The 15,905-nt window shown below is 61.3% G+C and carries 7 protein-coding genes and 3 pseudogenes; 4 read left to right on the forward strand and 6 right to left on the reverse strand.

The genetic code is table 11. From position 1 onward, the window contains the following. The 5 genes and pseudogenes from EN914_RS04685 to EN914_RS04700 all read right to left on the reverse strand — a co-directional run. A partial coding sequence (locus EN914_RS04685) for a Ulp1 family isopeptidase (RefSeq protein WP_245497801.1) occupies positions 1-3,336 on the reverse strand: 3,336 nt, incomplete at its 3' end. 833 nt (positions 3,337-4,169) lie between these two features. Then, positions 4,170-6,476, reverse strand: coding sequence for a S9 family peptidase (locus tag EN914_RS04690; RefSeq protein ID WP_024505658.1), 2,307 nt, complete (start codon positions 6,474-6,476; stop codon positions 4,170-4,172). Between the two features lie 667 nt (positions 6,477-7,143). Further along, positions 7,144-7,375: pseudogene (locus EN914_RS39085) on the reverse strand (IS5/IS1182 family transposase); the annotation flags it as partial. Between the two features lie 86 nt (positions 7,376-7,461). Continuing rightward, positions 7,462-8,506, reverse strand: a pseudogene (gene fni, locus EN914_RS04695) (type 2 isopentenyl-diphosphate Delta-isomerase). An 88-nt stretch (positions 8,507-8,594) separates the two neighbouring features. Continuing rightward, a pseudogene (locus EN914_RS04700) lies at positions 8,595-9,488 on the reverse strand (hypothetical protein); the annotation flags it as partial. A gap of 902 nt (positions 9,489-10,390) precedes the next feature. On the opposite strand from EN914_RS04700, the gene EN914_RS04710 reads away from it, so the two are divergent. The 4 genes from EN914_RS04710 (at position 10,391) to EN914_RS04725 (ending at position 13,345) form a co-directional block, all read left to right on the forward strand. After that, positions 10,391-10,687, forward strand: coding sequence for a DUF2604 domain-containing protein (locus EN914_RS04710; protein WP_024505654.1), 297 nt, complete (start codon positions 10,391-10,393; stop codon positions 10,685-10,687). A 10-nt stretch (positions 10,688-10,697) separates the two neighbouring features. Then, positions 10,698-11,297 (forward strand): putative metal-binding protein, encoded by a 600-nt coding sequence (locus EN914_RS04715; RefSeq protein ID WP_372958890.1) that lies wholly within the window; start codon positions 10,698-10,700, stop codon positions 11,295-11,297. 98 nt (positions 11,298-11,395) lie between these two features. Beyond that, positions 11,396-11,782 (forward strand): Mov34/MPN/PAD-1 family protein, encoded by a 387-nt coding sequence (locus EN914_RS04720; protein ID WP_236383243.1) that lies wholly within the window; start codon positions 11,396-11,398, stop codon positions 11,780-11,782. 3 nt (positions 11,783-11,785) lie between these two features. Continuing rightward, the gene (locus EN914_RS04725) at positions 11,786-13,345 is read left to right on the forward strand and encodes an E2 ligase fold family C protein (protein ID WP_024505651.1); all 1,560 of its coding nucleotides are present in this window, start codon (positions 11,786-11,788) and stop codon (positions 13,343-13,345) included. Positions 13,346-13,551: 206 nt separating this feature from the next. On the opposite strand, the gene EN914_RS04730 is transcribed toward EN914_RS04725, so the two are convergent. Further along, positions 13,552-15,905 (reverse strand): S8 family peptidase (locus EN914_RS04730; RefSeq protein ID WP_206527180.1); only part of this gene is annotated, 2,354 nt, incomplete at its 5' end.

Here is a 15,905-nt window from a genome sequence, read left to right on the forward strand (position 1 = left end):
CTCTGGCTCGAACGCCATCATCGATGGGGAAGCGGGTTCATCCTCCAACAGCTGCCGCAGTTCCCCTGGCTCGAACGCCATCATCGATGGGGAAGCGGGTTCATCCTCCAACAGCTGCCGCAGTTCCCCTGGCTCGAACGCCATCATCGTTGGGGAAGCGGGTTCATCCTCCAACAGCTGCCGCAGTTCCCCTGGCTCGAACGCCATCATTGGTGGGGAGGCAGGCTCGTCCTCCAACAGTTGCCGCAGTTCCCCTGGCTCGAACGCCATCATTGGTGGGGAGGCAGGCTCGTCTTCCAACAGTTGCCGCAGTTCCCCTGGCTCGAATGCCATCATCGGTGGGGAGGCGGGTTCATCCTCCAGCAGCTGCCGCGGCTCTTCCTCGTGCGGCAAGCGCCTCCTTAGCCGGTCTTGCAGCGCCTGCCGATCGGCAACGAGGTTGTCGAGGGGCAGCGGCTCGTGGTCTGGCCGCTGCCCTTTCACCAATCGTTCAACCAGCGCCCACGTGCCCTCCAGGACAAATACGCCGCAATCATAATGGTTCGTCTGTCTGGCCATGGGGGCTGGCGCCAAGGTGGCATTCAGCAGTCCTGCGAGCTGTTTTGCAGGCACGTCGTTATATCCCTCTCGCTGGAGGGAGTCGTAGTGATAGGCGAACCGCCTTTCCGGGTCGCGGCGATCAACGAGCAGCAGCGACCAATGGGTGCCGGGGCTAGTAGCCGTGCCATTATTCACTGGCAAGAACAGGAAGTCGGCTGTGGCGTTGTTTTGATTATAGATGGACTGCAATATGCCTCGAGCGTCTTGCGGCGACGTGTGTCGCAGTAGATGGGATACGGAAGGATCCACCAGCCGAGTCCGGGCAGCGAGCGCCGGATTGATCCCCTGCAGTTGCCCCTCCAGCAAATTGTAATCTCTCTGGATATGGGCGTCGCTCAGCCATTCGGCGGCGCCGAGCACCCGCCCCGTTGCAACGTTGGACGGGGCTGTCGGATCGAGCGCCCCGATCTGAGCCCCAGAGGAACTGGTAGTCAGTGTGGTCACATCAACCAGTGGAAGGCCGCGGTAGGTGCCTGGCAGCCTAGCGGTTGCTGGCGAGGCGGGTTGGGGAGCTCTTGCCGGTGCCGCTGGCCCAGCTTCAGCAGCGGCCCCAACGCGCCTGGTGACTGCGTCTGCCGGATGAGCAGAAAGGACAGTTTCGCGCCCGAGCACAATGCGCGGCAGGATATCCCGGAGGTGAGCCAATGCAGAACTGATACTTAGCCTATTACCATAGGAGACAGCCTTGAAGCTCTCAACATCTTTATCCAGCGATTTGTCGTGAATCCGAGCCGCAATCCCAAGCTTGTTATTTTGACGCAGGTACTGACTAAAATGTCTAAGAAAATTTGTATAGCCGCCCACGGTATCTGGATTCCGTCCGGTCGCAGGCGCTGCCAGGTACTCCTTGGTCGAAGCGGCTCTGTAATTTCTAATGAGCTCGGCATCGTCAGGATAGGGGATCACGACAGGGCGAGCCATAATCGGGGCTCCGCCTGTCGACTTCTTGAGGTAACGCAGTGCGCCAGCCACGGTGGAGGAACCACCCGTACTCTCGTACTCCTTGAGATCCTGATCCAGCGACGAATGGTAAAGCCGAGCAGCAAACCCTGGCTTGTTGTTTTGAAGGAGCCACCGACTAAAGCCGAAAAGAGAATTTACATTGTAAGTGACCGTGTTCGCTTTGGCCTTACCCGCGTGGAATGCTGCCCTCAGCCCTTCGATAGCGGTCGCATCGTTGGAATAGACAGGACGCTTGTCGGCACCGTCGGGGACTACAATTGGACGATCCGGCTGCACTGTCGAGGGCATCGACCCACCACCTCCGGGATGCGGTGCTGGGGTGGATTCGTGCTCATCCCTCTGCCTGACGAGCTGCGCCTCACATTCCGGTGTAGCCACCTCATGAGGATCCTGCATCGGTTCGATCCCCTCCATCTCCTGCTGCAACCAAGCCAAAGCTTGGCGAGCGGCCTGCGCGGCTTCATCAACCGCGGAGGATGTCTCCACACCTCTGGCGGACGCCGGCAGAGCCTGCTCCGCCCGCCGTCGAAAGAGCTCTGGCGAGGCGGATTTCTCCGCCCACAATCTGGGCTGCGTAGCGAGTCCCCGTCCAGATTTATGTGGCACCGCCTCGCTTGGCAGCGGGCTGCTCCTGTCCCGTGCAGCTACCAGCTCCTCCGGGGCGCCCTGGTCGCCGTGGCGCCAGTTCAAGTGAGGGACGGCCTCTCCAAAGTCGGGCGCTTGGTGTTGGTGCGCGGTTGGGGCGAGAGACAATGGTAGATCGGTGCCCTCCTTATAACCTACCGGCAGGAGCTCCTCTGGCCAATCGAATCCCTGCTGTGGTGCGGTATGCTGAGCAGCGTCGCCACGGGGACGAGCCTCCATGCTGACCGCGTTTTCCAGATGATTCCCGAGTATAACGCGCGGCGGGTTCTTGCGGAGATAAACCAGCGCAGATTCGATCGGAGCTCCACCATTAGAGGAGGCGGCCTTGTAGCTCTCAACATCTTTATCCAGCGATTTATCGTAAATGCGACCCGCAATTCCGAGCTTGTCATTTTGACGTAGGTAATGACTGAAATGGTTAAGAGCAGTTGCGTAGCCGCTCGCGGATCTGAAATGTCTGGTGAGCGCGGCGTCGTCAGGATGGGGGTTCAGGACAGCGCGACCCACAATCGGGCCGGCTCCGCCCATCGACTTCATCAATTGACGCAGTGCGCCAGCCACGGTGGAGGAACCACCCCTACTCTCGTACTCCTCGAGATCCTGGCTCAGCGACGGATGGTAAAGCCGAGCAGCAAGCCCTGGCTTGTTGTTTTGAAAGAGCCAACGACTAAAGCCGAAAAGAGAATTTGTGCTGCGAGTGACCGTGTCCGGCCTGGCTTTACCCGCAAGGAGTGCTGACTTCAGCCCTTCGATGGCGGTGGCATCGTTGGAATAAACAGGACGCTTGTCGGCACCGTCGGGGACCACAATTGGACGATCCGGCTGCACTGTCGAGGGCATCGACCCGTCGAGATGCGGTGCTGGGGTGTATTCGTGCTCGTCCCCCTGCATCACAAGTTGCGCCTCCCGTTCCGATGTACCCACCTGATCGGTGGGGAGTTGCATCATCACGCGAGCGCCTGAGTTGCCAACCTCACCTGGTTGCCGCTCAGTGACAGCATGCTGCAGATTGCTTTGGATCCTCTGCCTCTTCGTTGGTCTCAACTCACCTTTACCATGCGAGCCATTGACGAGGACCTCCTCGCCTAGCGCACCCATCAACTCGTCCGCCGCCTGCAGTTCGCCCAAGTGCTGCTCAAAACCGGCTTGGCCGGCCTGTCCGCTTGCTCGTGCGGTACGGCGTGCTGCACCTGCAGCCAAGCTGCCACGATGAATGTCTAGTTTGTACGGGTGCACGCTATCCTCACTTCCACAGATCACATGAGCAACCTACTCAGGCAAGCTTTCGAGAGGCTGACGAGGTCCGCCGCCGCGGAAGGCGAAGGCTGGTTTTCTGCTCAGCGGTTGACGGCCTCGCGTGTTGCGGCCGCGCCGGGTATCACGCCAATCAATCTGAATAGTCGATGCGTCAAACGAACCAGGATGGGATTTTCGTAGCGGGGCTGCTCTACTCACTCTTGTCCTGAGGGCAGAATTCAACCATATCGCCGAGCAACTGGATGCCGATTGGATACCCGATCCGGAAAGCTTCAGCTCATATGTGACGCGAGGATGAGAATCGTGGCAGCTCCAGACCGACGGGCTGCCACCCACAGCGGCGATGACCGACGAGGGTCTTCTATTGCCAAGGCAATCGTCCGTTCGGGGACCTATGTGTTCCAATGCTCGTCGAGCGGATCGGTGGGCCGCACCGCCGTAGCGTTACGGCGAGCGGAAGCGGCGTTGGGTGCGGCTTTTCCCCTGAACGCTTCACACCAGGCTGATAGGGGATCTTGCAATCGCACACACGCGGTCTGCAGGCGTGCCTATCAAGCAGTTTGCTCAGACCAACGCCGCGGCGAGCCGATCCTCAATACGCAGCGCAAGTCCTAGACTCCACGATCGTCCTTCGGTGCAGATTTGCTCGCGCCTCGCCCTGATTACAGCTGATAAGGCGAGCTAACAATTGCAAGAGCCACAAGCTATTCCAGCTCGATCGGTTTGGTGTTCCAGTCGGGCGGGGTCTGACCGAGAATGTTGCGAACGAAGAAGTCTAGGAGTTTGCGCTCGGTGTAGGTGCCTAGAGTATGGTGATTGGCACCAGGAACGTAGACCATGTCAAAATCTTTTCCTGCCTTGATGAGTCGATCGGCAAGCTGGAACGAGCAAAACGGATCGACATTATCATCCATTTCGCCGACCGCGATCATCAGCTTGCCCTGCAGCCTGTGAGCATTGTCAACGGCGGAGGATTGCGAATATTCAATGCCGACCGGCCACCCCATCCAAAGTTCGTTCCACCAGGTCTTGTCTATCCTGTTGTCGAAGCAGCCGTTTTTGGCGACGGCGACCTTGTAGAAATCGGGGTGAAAGAGCAGCGCGCTGACTGCACTCTGGCCGCCGGCGGATGCGCCAAAAATGCCGACGTTGGATATGTCGTACCATGGATATTGCGCGGCCGCCGCCTTGTGCCACAGAATGCGATCGGGAAATCCTGCGTCCTTCAGATTCTTCCAAGCAACATCATGGAAGGCGCGGGAGCGGTTGTTGGTGCCCATGCCGTCGATCTGAGCAACGACGAAGCCCAGCTGCGTGAGCGGCTCTGTCCACCGCGAGAAGGATTTTGGGACGAAGGAGCCGTGGGGTCCAGCATAGATATTCTCCACAACCGGGTATTTCTTCGTCGGGTCGAAGTTGGCTGGCAGGTGGAGCACGCCCCAGATGTCAGTTTTGCCGTCGCGCCCCTTGGAATGGAAACTGAGCGGCGGCTGCCAGCCTGCGGCGACGAGCTCAGAAATGTCGGCCGTCTCGATCTGCTGGAGCTTGGCATTGTCGCTGGCGCGGTAGAGTGCCATGCGCGGGGGCAGATCGATGCGTGACCAGAGATCGACATAATAGCGCCTGTCAGGCGAGAACTCGATATGGTGGTTGGCCGGTTCGGGCGTCAGTGCAGTCAGTCCCTTGCCGTCAAAGCCGATGCGGTAAGCATGGACCCAATAGGGGTCCTCCTGCGAGTTCATCCCGCTCGCCTCGAACCAGATCTGACGCTTGACCGGATCGACATGGTTGACCCTCCGGACGACCCACTCACCTCGCGTGATCTGGTTTTCGAGCGCGCCTGTCCGGCCGTTGAAAAGATACAAATGCTCATACCCGTCGCGCTCTGATGCCCAGATGATCTCCTTCCCGTCATCGACATCGTAACGGAAGATTTTTCCGGCATCCTCCTGGCCATGCCCCAGCGGCAAATAATCAACGAATGTCTCGCTGGTCTCATCGATCAGGGAGCGCCCGCGGCCCGAGGCGGCGTCTACCTCGACCAGGCGATAAAGCTGATGCCCGCGCTGGTTATATTCGAAAGTGAAGCCGCGGCTGTCCGCCCACCACCGGAGAGGGGAAAGTTCGAAGACGTTCGAGAAGAGGGCACCGTCAATCACGATCTGGCGCCGGCCGGCAATGTCGAACAGGACTGGCTGGGGCAGCGGAAGGACATCGCCCGGCCTGGGATAGAATTTTGTTGAATATTCCCGCTCCAACTGGTCCGTCGAAGAATTGAGGTAGCGGACCTCTCGCCTATAGCCGGGGCGAACAAGGTAAGCGGCGAGGTGGCGCGAGTCCGGCGACCAGCTCAGCGTCGAAAAGACGTAGCAATTGCCTTCGGCTCCGTCCCGGCTCAGAGGAACATCCTGCAATCCGTCCTCGCTGCGCAGGAAAACGTTGCAGTTCTTGATATAGGCGATCCATTTGCCGTCGGGCGACGCGTTGCTCTTGTCGGGGTTGTTCTCCGCTGGCGGCGTGTAGCGGTGGCTGAGCTCCCTACGGTCCCCTTTCCTTGCATCGAATGTGGTGCTGGTACAGTCATAGCTTGCAAGGTCGCAGCTCCACCGGGTGTCTTCAATCTGGAAGTCGAGCCTGCGACCATCCTCACTCAGTTCGAAACGGTCGAACGGAAGATTGCCGGCTTGATAGCTCTCATGGCTCACCTTGTTTAGCGCTGCCGCCAGACGCGCCTGATCGAAAGCGGGCCGCTTGAAACCCGTGGCAGCATCGACCTGCATGAACTGCTGCTCGCCGTGGCTAGTCCGGCGGTAGACGAAGGCTTCACCCCCGGTCAGCCAGAAAGGCATTTTGGGGACATTGACAGTGAGCCCGCCATATCGTTCGTTGATCGTAAGTGCGCGCTTGAAATCGGCCGGCGCTAGCGTCGGGTGTAAACTTTTCGAACCCTTGGCCAGCGTCTGAGTTGCCGATCGCCATGCGGCGCGCGTCAAAGCGCCGATCCTGGACATACCTGTTCACTTCTTTCGGTTTTCGGAATGCTAATTTTGAAGTTGGGTTCTCGTCGCCGGTCTGCAGCAGCGCCGAAGCGTCGCCTTGGAGGAGAGCCAGCACGCGGGTGCAGCCAGGCACGCGCAACAGGGGCGCTCCTTGGACATCCAGGCACTGGTTCGGGTGCCGATTGAAGAGTTGGCGTCCGCCGCCGAAACAACCAGGAAAGAGCGTCCATGCAGCCCTGACGCGACTATTTCCCCGCGAGTATGGCCGCTTGCTTTTCTGCATCATCTGAAAGGTCCTGCTCTAGTCGGGCCGGATGTCACCCCGGCAGAAATCATTGTGCTATTTCGACAATCTCCGAGCGATTGCCGCCGGCCCATGACGAGGTTTACCGATAGGGCGCAATATGCGTGCCAAAGGAAAAGCGGTTTAAATACACGGCAATCCGCCTATGTCGCATCCCCAACATCGTCGCACACCGGACAATGCCGGACGAAATTGTCCCGGGGCGTCAAATTGGTTTGATGGTGACCCAAGGAGTTCTGGCTTTATCTGAGGCGTTCGGCCTTTTTCGAAAGCCGGACTCTTCGCGCGTTTCCGACGGCCCGAAGCGCCTGATCAAAGCTGACGGCATTCCCGGGTCTTGGCCTTGCCACAGCAGCACCTGCTGCATCAATTCCGACGGACGCTGTAGAACACCTGCAACACACGGCCCGCAGCAATTTCTCCGGCGCAACGCTGGGGCGACCGCCTTTGGCACTGCAGGCGTACATGCCGGAAAGGATGCCGTCTAGCCGCACCAGCGCTCCATTGATCATCAGCCGGTGCGGGCACCAGGATGACCGGCTGGAACGAAATCTTCCAACCGCTTCATCGTGAACAGCTGCTCCATGAACACATCGCTCCCGTCAATCGAGCCGTCTCGCCAGGGGGATCAATAGTCTGTCTTTGGCGTAGGTATTTCAGCAGCCTGCTGTTAGCGTGCGGACGACGCCGACATCAACCGGCGGACAAATGCGACGAGGGCAACAAGCGCGCCTGACGCAACGCCGCCAGATCAGCCGAGCCCGTGCAGAAGCAGGCGACGGCCAACTGGCGGATGACGATCTCGAAATGCGCGACAACGGCCCCGGTGGACACTGTCGCCGCGCCCAGCACGCTGGCCGCCTGCCCGGCGATGTCCGCGCCCAGGCGGATGGCCTTGGCCACGTCGACGCCATCGCGGATCCCGCCCGACGCGATCAGCTTCACCGTTGGCAGCGCCCGACGCACCGCCTGCACGCTGGTCAGGGTGGAATCCCCCAATCGGCGAATGACATCGCCACTGCACGGTCGGCGGCATTGCGGGCGCGCTCGCCCTCCACTGCGGCCCAACTGGTGCCGCCGGCGCCGGCGACATCGATTACCGCCACGCCCGCCTCGACGAGCGCACAGGCACCGAGGCGGACAGGCCCGCCCCCACTTCCTTGGCCACCATCGGCACGCCCACGATGCGCGCGGCGCCAGCGATCAGCGCCAGGACGCCGCGCCAGTTCGCGGTCGCCCTCCGGCTGTACCGCTTCCTGCAGCGGATTGAGATGGACGATGAGCCCATCGGCCTCCAGCGCGTCCACCGCGCGACGCGCCAGGTCCAGGCCGTCGGCCTCCCGCAGTTGCGCGGCGCCGATATTGGCCAGCAAGGGAATGTCTGGCGCCAGGCGGCGCAGCGCGCGCGTTAGCCCCTGGGAGTTGCGGGATTGCAGGCTCACACGCTGCGAACCGCACATGGCGATCCCCAAGGCTTGCGCTGCCTCGCTCAAATGCCGGTTGATGGCCTCGGCCCGTGGCATGCCGCCGGCCATAGAGCTGATCAGCAGCGGCGCGCGCATAGCCTTGCCCAGCAGCGAGGCGCGCAGGTCGATCTGCGTCAGGTCCAACTCGGGCAGTGCGCAGTGTTCGAAATGGATGTACTCCCAGCCAGCGGCCACCGTGGCCGGCGCCGTTCGCCGATCCAGCACGATGTCCAGATGTTCGTCCTTCCCCGGCTCAGGGCGGTGTCGCTCATGCTCGCTCCATCCGTAGCAGCGGGCGACGGCGTTGCGTCGGATCGAACCGACGGCAGCGCGCCCAAGCCGCCGCCTCCGGCGCGTCCAGGCCGACGCACGCTGGCCTCCCCCTGCAGCGTCGCTGCGATAGCGGCTGGTCGAAGTCTGGTAGTACTGCGCGCGGATCGCCGCCATCGCCTCGATCAACGGTCCCCACGGCGCGGGAAAGCATTCTTCCGCCATCACCCGGTGCAGCATGCGCGTATGGCCGGCCAACTCGTCGTTGAGGAACTCAACCACAGGCATAGCCGGATAGCGCTGCAGAAGCAGGATCGCCGCGTTATCGCCGGCCGACCTGTCCTTGTCGCGTCCATGCAGATCGTTCTGCAGGCGCCCTATCACTGAGATGAGCCGCAGGACCTGGCGAAACGCTGGACGCGCGCGCAAGGTCGCCATGTCCAGCCCCCACAGCAGCGACAGGCAACAGAACACGGTCCCGTAAGCGATCGAATCGATGCCGTTGTGCAGGTACTCGGCGTAAGACCAGCGTCGCGCCCCTGCCGCCTGCGCGTGTCCGGCGCGCAGCGCCGCGCAGTAGCACCGGGTATAGTCGAGAAGCCGAGCATAGTCGTGACGATCGTAAGCGAGCGCAGCCAGCGAAGCGCGCAGCTGAGCGCAGCCCTCGAATCCGGAGAGCACGCACGGTACGCCGTGCCCCAGCGCCTGCTCCAGGGCGGCGAGCTGCTCCGGCGCGATCAGGCCAACGTCGTTGCAATCGTCTAGCCAGAACAGCAGCGCCAGTTCGCGATAGAACGCCACGATCAGCGTTTCGTCCTGCGGATCGCGGCCGGTGCGGGCGCTGGTGTCGCGCAGGCTCGGGTGAATGCGTTGCAGGATATACTGGCCGCCCCTTACCGCTTCCTCAGCATGCTCATCCGCGAAACCGGTCAGGGCACGCCCCCACTCAAGCACCTGCTGCAGCGCGCGTTCGGTCTGGATCATGGCGCCGCCCCTGCTCCCTCGGCTACGACGCGCCGCCCACAACGAAGCGCCAGCCACAACCCGGCGAGACCGCATCTCCGCGCCATAACGGCGATCGCGAAGTTATCGATCCGATTGCCAGTTGCTGATGCAAGCTCTTGTGAACGGCCGTTAGGACCGGCCCGCAGCCTCGCCGGCAGTATCGAGCAATCCGCTTGCGCCGGCTCGCCATAGCAGGCGAGGACGGCAAGGTCGCCGGCGGCAAACGCACGCGAGCACATTGCAAGCGACATCCGCGAACGCGGCGCCGACTGGTCAGCCTCCGCCTCGGTGCCCGCATATGTCCGCGAGTCGAGCAGCGCCTTCGCCACGAAATGAGCAGAACGCCTTACGAGCATCGACCGCCGGCTGCTGCGCATGGGCGATGATGAGGCATGGTCTCGCAGCGGACCCGTTCCGACAGATGCTGCACCAGGGACGAGGCGACCTTATCCAACAAGGCACCACTTGCGCTGTTTGTGGAGACGAGCGTCGGCTGCATCCATGCGGCTGCTTGAGTGGTGAAGACTCTGAACGACGGTTCCTACGGCGCTGCCGGCGCAATCGGCTGCTTGGGGGACGCGTGACGCAGTCAAAGCTCCCCTTGCCAAGCACGGAGCAGGCGAGTGAGAGAGCAGATGAATAGGCGTGTCGCCAATATTTTTGCATTGCTCTAATCGATTATAGTTGTGAGGAGCAATTTGAGACCATTTACTTGCGGCTCAAGTCACCCATAAAAGAAAGCAAGCACCGATTCGGTAGCTTATCCCCTGTCTTTCGCGTACTCGCGGCCGTGGCGCCGGGTGAACGATTGAAGACCGCCGGTCTCACTCGCAGGTGGGCGCCAGGGCGTGGGGCGGTTGGCAAGCCACAGGAGTAGGACAATGTCGAAGGATTCGGGTAAGGGCGATAATCACGGCGGCGGACCGGGCAAGATCGAGATCACGGTGGTGGTGAACGGCCAGCCCACGCAGGTCGAAGCCAATCCCAACCAGCCGCTTCACGTCATTCGTACCAAAGCCCTTGAGAACACGCAGAATGTCGCCCAACCAGCCGAGAATTGGGAATTCAAGGATGAGGCCGGCAACTTGCTCGATGTCGACAAGAAGCTTGGCGACTTCGGTTTCCCGAATACTGTGACCCTGTTCCTCAGCCTGAAGGCGGGCGTCGCAGGTGCCTAAACACCAAAGTGTGGATCCGGAGGTCTCCCGAGCGAAGTTTGATCGGGAGATCGGCCGGTTCCGGCCATATGCTGATGTCTATCGGGCTCAGGGCTGCTTCTTGATCGAGGCGACCTTTCCGCGCGCTTTCTTCATTTTCGCCAGCCCCAAGTTAAAGCCACGGGTGGTCAGCGCAGCGAGCGAGGTCGACTTCACCGACTACGACTTAAGACCACCGTCCGTGGTCTTCGTCGATCCGTTTACGCGTCATCCGATTGCCCGGAAAGATCTATACCTGAAAATGCTTAGACGTCCGCCGCTGCCCGGAACGCCGCCGGAGATGATAGGAGCTCTCATCCAGCAGAACGCCGTGCCGCTGACGGACTTCATCCAGGCCAACAGTCCCGAGGACGAACCATTCCTGTGCATGGCGGGCGTCCGGGAATACCACGACAATCCAGCCCATTCAGGTGATCCATGGCTGCTTCATCGGGGTTCTGGCGAAGGCTGTTTGGCCTTCATCCTGGACAAGATCATCAAGTACGGAATCGTTCCTATAGAGCAGTTGCAGATTCAACTCCAACCGACAATCGTAGGAATGGTGGTATCCCCTCAGGCGATACAAGAATGACTGGTTTGAGAGATGTAACGATCGTGACTCTCCCGCGCGGCTGCATCTCGACCACGCATGGGCATCTGCGCTCAGTTGGTCGCGAGGGCAATGAGGGGATGGCGCTCTGGGTCGGCGTTCAGCAAGAGCGGCACTTTGCCGTAACAGAGACGGTTATCCCGGCGCAGCGTCACATTCGGACAAACGATGGCGTTTGCGTGATCGTTGCGGCCGAAGAACTGCACCGGCTCAATGTCTGGCTCTACAAAAGCGGCCTGAAACTCTTGGCCCAGATTCACAGCCATCCGGGCCGCGCCTACCATTCGACGACGGACGACGCTTATGCGGTTGCTACCACGGTTGGGTGTCTGTCGCTGGTCGTGCCGAATTTCGCCCGCGAGCCTTTCGATTTTGCTCGGGTCGCCGCCTATCGGCTTGACGAAAAGGCCAAATGGAATGCGCTCCCTCCCGCGGCACTGTCGCGAATGATCATGATATCGAGTTGAACAATGGCATTCGCTAACTTCATCGATCGCGCCGCCACGGCGGCATCTCAGGTCCTGGCCGATTTTCATCTGGGAGACTTCAAAGCAGCTCTTGAAAAGCAGGTCGTGGCAGTCGCCTTCGACCATCAGGCCGCTTCCTGCGCCGAAGGCCAGGCGACACTAGATCTTGCGGTGAGATTGCTCGCTAGGCTCTACCCGGTTCTGGCGATACTCCCGCTGGACAGCGCGGCGAGCTCTCAAGCCCAAGCGCTGGAGCGCTTGGCAAAGTCGATCAATCCAAAAGTCGGCATCCGGCGTTCCGGCAAGTCTGCCACCGTCTGCGTCGTTGCAGGGGTAACGCGCCCATCACTCCGGTGCCCGATCTTTTTCGTGGGATCGGACGGTTGGGCGGCAAAGCTGTCGCGTACGGACCCGGTGGGCTCTGGCCCAAGTCTGCTGCCTTATGGAGCTGGCGCCGCCAGTTGCTTCGGCGCCGCCAACGTCTTTCGAACTATCTTCGCTGCCCAGTTGACCGGCGCCGAGTTGGACGAAACCATCGACCTCTCGCTATGCAGCTACGACAAGACCAAAGCCGGAGAGCCTGGCCCGATCGACTTCCCAGTCGACCTTGGCGAAACCCACCTCGTTGGGCTCGGTGCGATAGGCCATGGCTCGCTTTGGGCGCTAGCGAGACAACCCGATCTCAAAGGTCGTCTGCATGTAATCGATCACGAAGCGATCGAACTCTCAAACCTGCAGCGCTACGCATTGGCTGGCCAGGCGGAGATTGGTATGTCCAAAGCGGTTCTTGCAGCCACCGCCCTTAGATCGACTGCCCTTGAGGTCGAGGCGCACCCTCTGACGTGGGCAGAATATGTTGCGCGCCGGGGCAATTGGGTCTTCGACCAAGTGGGTGTGGCGCTTGACACCGCCGCCGACCGTCTGGCTGTCCAAGGTGCACTGCCGCGATGGATCGCAAACGCTTGGACGCAGGAGCACGATCTCGGTATCTCCCGGCATGGTTTCGATGACGGCCAGGCTTGCCTTTGTTGCATGTACCTGCCATCCGGAAAATCCAAGGACGAGCACCAGCTGATTGCCGAGGAACTCGGAATACCGGAAGCACACGAGCAGGTGAAAACGCTCCTGCAGACCAATGCCGGAGTTCCCAACGACTTTGTAGTTCGCGTGGCTACAGCGATGGCTGTGCCGTTTGAACCGCTAGCCCCGTTTGTTGGCCAGCCCCTGCGCTCCTTTTATCAGCAGGCTATCTGCGGCGGTCTGGTGTTCCAGCTTAGCGAAGGAAGTCGCCGCGTTCGAACTGTGGTTCCGATGGCCTTTCAGTCGGTGCTTGCCGGGATTATGCTTGCCGCGGATTTGGTCAAACATAGTGCGGGGTTTCCCATGAGCCCGACGACGAGCACTCGGGTGAATCTTCTGCGCCCCCTTGGCTCTCACTTGCACGATCCGAAGGCCAAGGACTCCAGCGGCCGCTGCATCTGTAGCGACGACGATTTCATTGCCGCTTACAGGCGCAAATACGGCGAGCGCGTTGATCAGGTAAGCGATGTCTCGGCCGCCTAAGCAGACGCGCACCTCTCTGTAGACGCAGGGGGCGCGGCTTGTGGGCGTGACCATGGGCGCCATTATGACACGCTTGGCCCGCTCCTTTGGCGGCCTATCGTCCTCCGCGCATGATCCCTGTTGCCGACGTGATGATCCAGCACCAGCCGCCATGGCACCAGAGGCTGGTCAAACCTCCGTTGTTGGCCGGTTTGGACAGTGCTGCATCAGGTCTCGACCGACGTCTCGACAGTCAGGGCTGCTTCGACGGGTGTGAAGATGTCAACATCGACCCCAGGCGCCCGAATCGTCACAATCAGGGCGTACCGAGCCAGAGCGTCGACGCGTTCCAGGTAAGGCTTCTCCTTCCACCAGCCCCCGACCGGGAACACGCCGATCGCGTCACGCTCGGCGAGATCGGCGGCGCTGCCCGACCAGAAATCGGCGTGCAACGAGCCGCGATCGCGGAAGGTGCCGAGCAGCCACTCTTCTCCGCCTCCAGCAGGCGCCCCTTCCTCCTCGTCCCGAGCGGCCTGATTGATGCGGGCTCGGAATTCGTCGACTGTCTCGGTCGCTGACTTTACTCTGAACCGAAGACCATGGGACGCGTAACGATGCCGGCGGGTCCATCCGCGTTCACCGGGGTTGGGTTCGATGAAATAGGACAGCGTGACGCGGAGCTCGACCTGGGCAGCGCCGAGCGCCGCGAGCTGCTCCTTCGGCCAAGGCAGGCGATGCAGCTTCATGTCACGCGTTTTGGCAGCCGCGCCGCCCTCGCGCTGGAAAGGCTGAAGCTCATCTTCAACGATAAGCGTGAGGTCGTTCACCGTTGACAGAAGCGCGCGCCCAAGATCTGGCACGCCGTAACCATAGCGCCGCACGAGCGCCTGGATCTCGCCCTTCGCTCCGTTGCACGCATCGATGCGTGCGCGCATCGCCGGAGTCCATTCGGCCGAGTGGACGATCAGGGCGCGAACCGTTTCAGGCCACAGCTCGGGGCGCGCTGATAGAATCAGTCCCGCCATCCGTGCGGCATGGGCCGTTGCCGCGCTCGTATCTCCGAGGGTGGTGAAGTGGCGCAGTTCGGGTCGATAGAAAGTGGTCAATATCTGCAGATCGTCGATCGGCTCGCCAGGCAACACACCGTCATGGGCGAGATTGCCGCCTTCGAAGACGACCTCGGGCTTCACCGGCCACTGCCTGTCCCAAACGACCGAAGTGCGACTGCGCGGCGAGAGCTCGCCGACCGGCGCGATCGGAGCGTAGCCCGCAAAGTCGGTGTCAATGATATCGACCTTTTCTGTGAAAGCGCCGACCGTCAGCGCATTCCAGGCCTGAGAAGGATCATCGACTGCTTCCAGATCGTTGCGCGTCAAATGCTCGGCCGGCATGAGGTCATCGCCGATGTTGCCGGCAGAGAGAACGATCAAGCGTCGCTGCTCCTCTTCGAAACAGAGTTGGTCGATAGCGGCAGACCACGATGTGGGCCTTCCACGCGCCGGACTGGCGCTTGTCACAGCCATTGCGATCGCGCGGCGGCGCTCCGGCGCCTGCACCTCGGCGCGGGCGATCGCTTCCGCGGTGATCGCGCCATAGAGTTCTGGATCGTTTGCCTCGTCTTCTGGCGGAAGGATACGGACACTCTCCAGCCGAAAGGGCAATGGAACTGGATCGCCTCCGACCAGGAGCGGGACCAGATCACCGTACAGGCCGACACCTGCCATTCGCGTCCCGTGGCCGCTCCACGCAGGTGTGTCGTCGCTGCCCCATGCCGGTTTGACGGTGTGCCAGTCTTCAACGGCAAGTGCGGGTTCGATCAACGGGTGGGTGCGACGTACGCCGCTGTCGAGAATGCAGACCGCAATATCGGATTGAGGCGGTCTGACGCGCCCGAGAAGCTCGTCGCTCCAGTCCCTTTGCTCCGCGCCACCAAGGCCCATGAAGAAGGACGGCGTATCCTTCGCGCGCCGCAGCTCGGCGACGACATCGCTGTGCGCAATCATGCGGTCGAGCATTGCCGTGCTGGCGAGTGCCAGCATGACCACCCGCTCCGGAAACCTGACCGCATGCGTGCGCAAAGTGATGTTCAGGGCTTCGGCAATGTGCTCGAAGTTCTCGCGGCGACCGTCGCGCAGCCAGACTTCCCACCACACCTGCTCGTCAGCGGCCTGGGGGAAGAGGTCGTCGTGGTCGGTAAACAACGATCGTGCAGTCGCCAGCCTGACTGTCTCCATGCGGGAGACGAGCGGCTCGTTGCGCGGTCTGCCGCGGTCAGTGTCAACGTCTCGATACGCCTCGACTTTCCGCAAATAATAGGCTTGCGCGCTTTGCGGCAGGAACACCGACGCTGTGATGGGAGCACCGGGTTGAGTTGGCTCATGGACGGCGACCAGCTCCATGTGCCGGCGACGATCGGCCAACTGGTCGAGGGCCGCCCGTCCGGACATGGGCAGATCGATCTCGAGGTAAAAGCCAGGCGTGCCGACCGACAGCTGGGGGTCACGCGCCGCAATCTGCTGGCGTGCACTTTCGACCGCTTGTTCGATGGATTGCGTCAAGGCCGCAGCATGCGACGCCCGAT

It is taken from the genome of Mesorhizobium sp. M7A.F.Ca.CA.001.08.2.1, assembly GCF_003998455.1.
GTDB classification, from domain to species: Bacteria; Pseudomonadota; Alphaproteobacteria; order Rhizobiales; family Rhizobiaceae; genus Mesorhizobium; species Mesorhizobium ciceri.